This is a genomic window from Paenibacillus sp. A3, assembly GCF_001399685.1.
Lineage (GTDB): Bacteria > Bacillota > Bacilli > Paenibacillales > NBRC-103111 > Paenibacillus_G.
Map to the genome: position 1 here is coordinate 1 of NZ_JTHN01000357.1, position 7,249 is coordinate 7,249.

Genomic DNA, 7,249 nt, shown 5'->3' on the forward strand with positions numbered 1-7,249 from the left:
GGCTCGGTGCCGGCCGGGGGCACCCGGTCCGGCCGTGCGGTGAGCGGTTATGGGAGCAGGCATGCGGACGACGGCGTGCGGGGGAGCTACCGTCCATGTGGACCCGACGCTGCTGCCGAGCCGCAACCTCCCGGTGTGCAAGCTGGAGCTGACGCTGCCGCTGCTCGAACAGCCAGCCTCGCTTGCCGCGGCCGTCGAGCAGACGATGCAGAGCGGCGCAGCCTTGTTCGAGCGGGACGCTTCGCCGCCGTTCGCGCTGGCTTTGGCCGGGCTCGAGCATTGCGGCTACGCCTCGCTTCAGCGATTGGCCGACCGGCTGAGCGAAAGCTTCGCCGCCTATTTTCCGGACAGCCGGGTGATGGTCGTCGTTTGCGACACCGACATCGCCAAGGCGCTCGGCCAATCGCTCGAAAAACGGTTAAAGGAACGGACGAAGATCGTGTGCATCGATCAGATCAAGGTCGAGCACGGCGACTATATCGATTTAGGGGAACCGATTGCGGGCATTATGATTCCCGTAGTCGTCAAGACGCTGGCGTTTCATGGCAGAGAGGGGGACCGACGTTGAAGCTGAAAACCGCTTTACTCGGCAAAACATTTCAATTTCGCGATTTAAAAGACGTGATGGCTAAGGCGAACGAAGAAAAATCCGGAGATCAGCTTGCCGGGATTGCGGCCGAGGATGCCAAGGAGCGGATGGCGGCCAAGCTGGTGCTGTCCGAGCTGACGCTGGCGGACATTCGCAACCATCCGCTGCTGCCGCCGGAAACCGATGAAGTGTCACGGATCATCGAGGAAGGCGTCAACGAGAAAATCTATGCGGAAATCCGCAACTGGACCGTAGCCGAGCTGCGCGAAACACTGCTGCGGCACGAGACGGGCAACTCCGAAATACGCCGCATCAGCCGGGGACTTACCAGCGAAATGGTAGCGGCTGCCGCCAAGCTGATGAGTAACCTCGATTTGATGCAGGCAGCGTCCAAGATGGAAGTGACGACCCACTGCAACATTACGATCGGGCAGAAGGGCGTGCTCGCCGGCCGGGCCCAGCCGAATCACCCGACGGATAACATCCAAGGCATGAAAGCGTCTTTGTTCGAAGCGCTGAGCTACGGAATCGGGGATGCCGTCCTTGGCATCAATCCCGTCATCGATTCGGCGGACAGCGTGAAGGAGCTGTTGAACGCGACCAAAGAAGTGATGACCAAGTGGCAGATTCCGACGCAAAACTGCGTGCTCGCGCATGTGAAAACGCAGATGCGGGCGATCCGACAGGGCGCTCCCGCCGACATGGTATTCCAAAGTCTGGCGGGCACCGAAGCGGGCAACAAAGCGTTCGGTATCGACGTGGCGCTGCTCGACGAGGCGGACGACCTGATCCGGCGCGACGGGACGGGAACCGGTCCGAATCTGTGGTATTTCGAGACGGGGCAGGGCTCCGAGCTGTCCGCCGAGGCGCATTTCGGCATCGACCAGGTGACGCTCGAATCGCGGTGCTACGCGCTCGCCAGAAAATATAACCCTTTCATGGTCAACACGGTTGTCGGCTTCATCGGACCGGAATATTTGTACGATTCGAAGCAGGTTATCCGCGCCGGACTGGAAGACCATTTCATGGGCAAGCTGCAGCAGCTGCCGATGGGCGTGGACGTCTGCTACACGAACCATATGAAAGCGGACCAGAACGATATGGACAATTTGTCCGTGCTGCTGACCTCCGCCGGCGTCAACTTCGTCATCGGTGTGGCGATGGCGGACGACTGCATGCTGAATTACCAGTCCACGAGCTTTCACGATATCGCCACGCTGCGGGAAATGACGGGGCGCCGCCCCGCGCCGGAATTCGAGCGCTGGCTGGTCAAGATGGGCATTATGGAAAACGGACGCCTGACCCCGCTGGCCGGGGACCCGACACTGTTTATGTAACCATTCGTATAGCGCTGCGAGAGGAGGAGAGAAGCGATGACCATTTCATTGGACCGGCTTGTCGATCAAGTGATGGCGGAGCTGGAGAAGAAGCTTGGCACGGCCGGCTTGCCGGACAAAAAAGATGCGCCGGCTCCTAAAAGCATAGCGGAAGCAAGCGATTCAAAGCAAGACACGACCCCGGGCGCGGGGGGTGGCAGCCAAGAGCATGCGCGCCAATCTCCTGTGACGGACGCCGGGTCCCCTGCGGAGGAGTCTGGCATCCTCGGCTTCGGCGATGCGGCGTCGCATAATGTCCCGAATCCGAAGTGGGCCGAGGGCATGAACGAGCTGCTGGCCAACACGCCCGCGCGGATCGGCGTATGGCGGGCGGGAACACGGCCGTTGACCCGGGAAATGCTCAAATTCCGCTGCGATCACGCCGCTGCCGTCGATTCCATTTACGGCGAGGTCAATCAGGCGGTGCTGGACGAATTCGGCATGTTTACCGTGGAAACACGCTACGGCAACACCGAAAATTATTTGAAGCGCCCGGACAGGGGCCGGATCGTGACGGACGAGGGCATTGAGCTGATTCGCAAGCAGTGCGTCATGAAGCCGCAGGTACAGGTGGTCGTCTCGGACGGCTTGAGCGCGAACGCGGTCGAAGCCAATTTGCGCGACGTTTATCCGTCCTTGCTGGATTCGCTTGAAGCGTACGGCTTGAAAACCGGCACCCCGTTTTTCGTGCGCGGCGGTCGCGTGGCTGTCATGGACCAGATCGGCGAGCTGCTGCAGCCGGAGGTGCTCGTGCTCTTGATCGGCGAGCGGCCGGGACTCGTATCGTCGAAATCGATGAGCGCCTATATGTGCTTCCGGCCCCGGCAGGGAACGGTGGAAAGCGACCGCACCGTCGTCTCCAACATTCACCGCGGCGGCACGCCTCCGGTCGAAGCGGGCGCCCACATCGGCACGATCCTGAAAAAAATGATTGAACAGCAAGCAAGCGGCGTCCGGTTGGAAATCTAATAGGAAAACGCTTGCAAAAAAAGACATGTTCGCAGACGAACCCGCATAACCGTGAAAGAGAGCTTGCCAATCCAATGCGCCGGGGAGGGAGGTGAGACTGCATGGCTATGACGATCGGAATCGTATTGATCGCCGTCACTTGCTTGTTTGCTTTGTGGATTGTCCGGCTTGCCGGAAACAGCATTCGGACCTATGACGAAAGCGAGCATGAAAGCTTCCTCGGAAAATAAGCCGACCGGACCGGACCTTCCACTGTCATCCTGTTGTTATCCTTATGAAGGAGGCTGGGAACCATGAGCGAACATCTCCATCATCACGACAAGGACAAACAAGACTTGAACAAGTTCGGCTACGCGCAGGAGCTGCTGCGCAGTATGGGCGGTTTTTCCAACTTTGCGATTTCGTTCTCGATCATCTCCATCCTGACCGGCGCGGTATCTTTATACGGCCACGGCTTAACGTACGGCGGGCCGGGCATGATGGGCTTCGGCTGGCCGATCGTTGCGCTGTTCGTCATGTTCGTAGCGGCCGCTATGGCGGAGCTTGCTTCCGCAATCCCGACGGCCGGGGCGCTATACCACTGGGCGGCCATCCTCAAAAACAAGCGCTGGGGCTGGTACACGGCGTGGATCAATCTGATCGGTCAAATCGGCATCGTTGCCGGGATCGACTACTCCGTCGCGCTCTTCGCCGATCCGCTGCTAGCCAGCGTGTTCGGCTACACCTCCAGCAATACGACCGTCCTGATCGCCTTCACGGTCATTCTGCTCACCCACGGCATCCTCAATCACATCGGTATCCGCATCGTCGCCAAGCTCAATGATTTTTCCGCCTGGTACCACATTATCATCGTCGCAGTACTTGTCGTCTCCCTGGCTTTTTTTACGAAAAACGGCTTGAACAGCGTCGATTATTTGTTCAAAGTAGGCGAGACGTTCTCCGACAAGCCTTACCTGTTCGCTTTTCTGATCGGGCTGCTGCAAGCGCAGTGGACGTTTACGGGCTACGATGCTTCCGCCCATACGATTGAAGAGACGATCAATCCCCGCGTCCGCGCGCCTTGGGGCATCTTCACCTCGGTTGCGTATTCGTTTGCCATCGGCTTCCTGATGCTCGCGTTCGTCACGCTATCGATCAAGGACGCCGCAGCCGCCGCCGGCTCGGAGAACGCGTTTATTTATGTGATCAGCCAAGCATTAGGCGGTACGTTCGGTTCCGTCGTGCTGTGGCTCGTTACCGCCGCGATGTGGTTTTGCGGCTTGTCCTCCATTACTTCGTTTTCCCGGATGATGTACGCCTTCTCGCGCGACAAAGGCATGCCGTTCAGCAGCCAATGGGCGCAAATCTCCAAAAAATTCCGCACGCCGGCCAAAGCGATCTGGCTTGCGATTATTCTTTCGTTCCTGCTGGCATTCGTCGATTATATCATCAAGACGGTCAACCCGGACGCGGCGTATACGACGATCGCGTTTCTGACCGCCGTCAGCGTCGTCGGCTTGTATGTGGCCTACGGCATCCCGATTTGGCTAAAGCTCCGGGCGAAGGCGCAAGGACGGTTTCAGGAAAAGCATCTCGGCCCGTGGAACCTGGGCAAGTACAGCGATTTCGTGTCCGTGGTGGCCTTGATCTGGATCGTCTTTATCTGTATCGTCATGGTGATTCCGCCGAACGAAACGGCGGGTTATGCGCTCGCCGCCATGCTCCTCCTGCTTGTGATCATGGATGTGGCCTATTACAAAAATCATTTCCCCGGTCCGCTGGCTGCGCTGAACACGTCGATGGAAGACATTTTGCGCCGCGAACGGGAATTGGAGCAAGCGGGAAACCCCGGCACCGGCTCAGGTTTTTCGCAGAAAGCTTGATATGACATAAGATGCAAAAAGCCTCATGACCGGCGGTATCACCGGTATGAGGCTTTTGAGCTTGCGTTCACGGTTTTAACCCGCGAACTCTTCGTAGGACCAGTCTTTCGCATGTTTCAGCGTGATTTCGATAAACGCGGCCAGGGCGGGGGAGAGCCATTTGTTTTTGTGATAAATCATTTGCGAGAACACCTTGCTGAGGCTTCCTTCGAACGGAATGAGCCTAAGCTTGCGGTCGCGCAGCTCTTCCATTACGGCCAGCAGGGGCAGGCAGGCGAAGCCTAAGCCGCTGGCGACGCAGCGCTTCATCGCTTCGATACTCCAGAGCTCCATAATGTGCGAAGGGGTAATGTGCCTGTTCTTCAAATACTCTTCAAACATCGTCCGGTAGCTGCAGTCCCGCTCGTTGGCAATGAGGCACTCCTCCAGCGTCCGGTTGTGATAACGGCTGTCCAAGGCGGTGATCGGGTGGTCGGGACTTCCGACGACGACAATCGGCTCTTCCGCCAACGAGTGAACGACCAGATCGGATTCCTGAAGCTCCGGCAGGATGAGAAAGGCGACATCCGCGTCCCCGGTAAGCAGCGCCCGTTTGTTGGTCCGGCACGTCGCGTTGCTCAGCTTGATGCTGACATGCGGGAATTGTTTTCGATATTCGCTTAAAATCGGCTCCAGACGATAGACGGTCAGCGATTCCGGGGCGGCGATCCGCAGCTCTCCTTTCAGCTCTCCCGTTTCGTTAGCCATATTTTCGATTTTCTCATACGTTTTCAGCATTTCCTGCGAATATTGCAAAAGACGGCTTCCGGTTTCCGTCAAGCAGATTTTTCGTCCCAGCCGATCGAACAAAGGGGCGCCCAAATGGGCTTCCAGCGCTTGAATGTGCGAGGTGACGGTAGATTGGGTGTATCCCAATTGCTCGGCCGCATGGGTGAAGCTGCCGCACTCGATAATTTTTCTGAACGTGATAAAATGACGTATTTCCATGATTCCACCAGCCTTACGGTGAGGTTGGTTCCATACTATCATAAAAATCAATGGATAGGTTCGATAATTTCAATTTTACCGATGCTGCAAATTATCGTATCGTATTAATACCCCCAAAGGGGCTGGCGATAGAACGCATTTTTGTTGACAAGGAGGGGGAATGATGATGAAAAGCGGATCGGAACCGTCCAAAATGTATTATGGGTGGATCGTCGTCCTCATCGTGTTCGTAACCTTGCTGGTATCGGCGGGAATCCGTTCCATACCGAGCCTTTTTATGCTGCCTTTTCAAGAAGAGTTTGGCTGGAGCCGCTCCGATATATCGACGGTCGTAGCGACCAATATTCTCTTGTACGGCTTAATCGGACCTTTTGCGGCGGCATGGATGGAAAAGCTGGGGATTCGCCGGACGATGTCGATCTCGCTGCTGCTGCTGGCCGCGAGCCTGTCATTGACCCCTTTTATGACTTCCTTGTGGCAGTTTGAGCTTGTATGGGGCATCGTAGCGGGCATCGGGACGGGCACACTCGCCAATGTGCTTGGCGTCACGGTAGCCAACCGGTGGTTTGTCAAACGAAAAGGGCTGGTTGTGGGGATGCTTACCGCAAGCGCGGCTACGGGACAGCTGCTGTTCCTGCCCCTGCTTGCCAAAATCACGGAAGAGCTCGGCTGGCGGTATTCCGCCTATGCGGCCGTGGCCGTCCTGCTGGTATTGCTGCCGGTTGTCGTGATCTGGATGCGGAATCATCCGTATGACGTGGGCGCTGCGCCTTATGGCGAGGAACAATTGGTGAAGCCGAGTCCGTTTCGCGGAAACTTGTTTCTGGAGCCGCTGGTTTCGCTTCGTTTGGCTTCCCGCAGCTTAACCTTTTGGCTGCTGGCGGGCACGTTCTTCTTTTGCGGCTTCACGACGAACGGCTTGATCGGGACGCACTTGATTCCCGCCTGCGGCGATTTCGATATCTCGATGGTGACCGGGGCCGGACTTCTCGCGCTGATGGGCGTTTTTGATCTGGTGGGTACCACGCTGTCGGGCTGGCTTTCCGACCGTTTCGACAACCGCTGGCTGCTGTTCTGGTATTACGGGCTGCGCGGTCTTTCGCTTATTTACCTGCCGCAGGCCTTGGGGCTGGGTCCGACGCATCTGCTTGTGTTCGCCGTATTTTACGGCCTCGATTGGATCGCGACCGTGCCGCCGACGGTGAAGCTCACGACGGATGCTTTTGGCAAAGAGCGCGCGGGCATGATTTTCGGCTGGGTTGTGGTCGCCCACCAGATCGGCGCGTCGACGGCGGCTTATTCGGCGGGCGTTTTGCGCGATTGGCTGGGCAGCTATACGCTGCCGGTTATGTTGGCGGGCCTAACCCGCCTCATCGCGGCTTTGATGTCTGTCAGGATTGCAAGCCGCCGGTCGGCGAAAAATCGCTGCGGCCGGCTGATGAGGCAGCAAGGTCATGCGTAAACGT

General features: G+C 57.6%; 7 protein-coding genes. 6 read left to right on the forward strand and 1 reads right to left on the reverse strand.

Annotated elements, in window-relative coordinates:
- Positions 1–49 precede the first annotated feature (49 nt).
- The 5 genes from QJ48_RS34520 to QJ48_RS34535 all read left to right on the forward strand — a co-directional run bounded on the left by QJ48_RS34520 (position 50) and on the right by QJ48_RS34535 (position 4,796).
- A complete protein-coding gene (locus tag QJ48_RS34520) occupies positions 50–568 on the forward strand; it encodes an ethanolamine ammonia-lyase reactivating factor EutA (protein WP_054977775.1) in 519 nt (172 codons plus the stop codon).
- On the forward strand, positions 565–1,926 hold the full coding sequence (locus QJ48_RS34525; protein WP_054977776.1) for an ethanolamine ammonia-lyase subunit EutB: 1,362 nt from the start codon (positions 565–567) through the stop codon (positions 1,924–1,926). Before QJ48_RS34520 ends, QJ48_RS34525 begins: the two co-directional genes overlap by 4 nt.
- Positions 1,927–1,962: 36 nt before the next feature.
- On the forward strand, positions 1,963–2,934 hold the full coding sequence (gene eutC, locus QJ48_RS34530) for an ethanolamine ammonia-lyase subunit EutC (RefSeq protein WP_054977777.1): 972 nt from the start codon (positions 1,963–1,965) through the stop codon (positions 2,932–2,934).
- A gap of 101 nt (positions 2,935–3,035) precedes the next feature.
- Positions 3,036–3,164 (forward strand): hypothetical protein, encoded by a 129-nt coding sequence (locus tag QJ48_RS39315; RefSeq protein WP_010499887.1) that lies wholly within the window; start codon positions 3,036–3,038, stop codon positions 3,162–3,164.
- Positions 3,165–3,227: 63 nt separating this feature from the next.
- Positions 3,228–4,796 carry an amino acid permease gene (locus QJ48_RS34535; protein WP_054977778.1) on the forward strand — a complete coding sequence of 523 codons (1,569 nt, stop codon included), beginning with the start codon at positions 3,228–3,230 and terminating at the stop codon, positions 4,794–4,796.
- A gap of 75 nt (positions 4,797–4,871) precedes the next feature.
- Here the strand turns inward: QJ48_RS34535 and QJ48_RS34540 are convergent, their stop codons facing one another.
- Positions 4,872–5,783, reverse strand: a complete 912-nt coding sequence (locus QJ48_RS34540) for a LysR family transcriptional regulator (RefSeq protein WP_054977779.1) — start codon at positions 5,781–5,783, stop codon at positions 4,872–4,874.
- Between the two features lie 160 nt (positions 5,784–5,943).
- Here QJ48_RS34540 and QJ48_RS34545 point away from each other — a divergent pair, with 160 nt between their 5' ends.
- The gene (locus QJ48_RS34545) at positions 5,944–7,245 is read left to right on the forward strand and encodes an MFS transporter (RefSeq protein WP_337589652.1); all 1,302 of its coding nucleotides are present in this window, start codon (positions 5,944–5,946) and stop codon (positions 7,243–7,245) included.
- Positions 7,246–7,249: the final 4 nt, after the last annotated feature.

Coding starts and splice junctions, on each gene's coding strand:
- QJ48_RS34520 (WP_054977775.1), top strand. CDS start 50: ATGGGAGCAGGCATGCGGACGACGGCGTGCGGGGGAGCTACCGTCCAT.
- eutC (WP_054977777.1), top strand. CDS start 1,963: ATGACCATTTCATTGGACCGGCTTGTCGATCAAGTGATGGCGGAGCTG.
- QJ48_RS39315 (WP_010499887.1), top strand. CDS start 3,036: ATGGCTATGACGATCGGAATCGTATTGATCGCCGTCACTTGCTTGTTT.
- QJ48_RS34535 (WP_054977778.1), top strand. CDS start 3,228: ATGAGCGAACATCTCCATCATCACGACAAGGACAAACAAGACTTGAAC.
- QJ48_RS34540 (WP_054977779.1), bottom strand. CDS start 5,783: ATGGAAATACGTCATTTTATCACGTTCAGAAAAATTATCGAGTGCGGC.
- QJ48_RS34545 (WP_337589652.1), top strand. CDS start 5,944: ATGATGATGAAAAGCGGATCGGAACCGTCCAAAATGTATTATGGGTGG.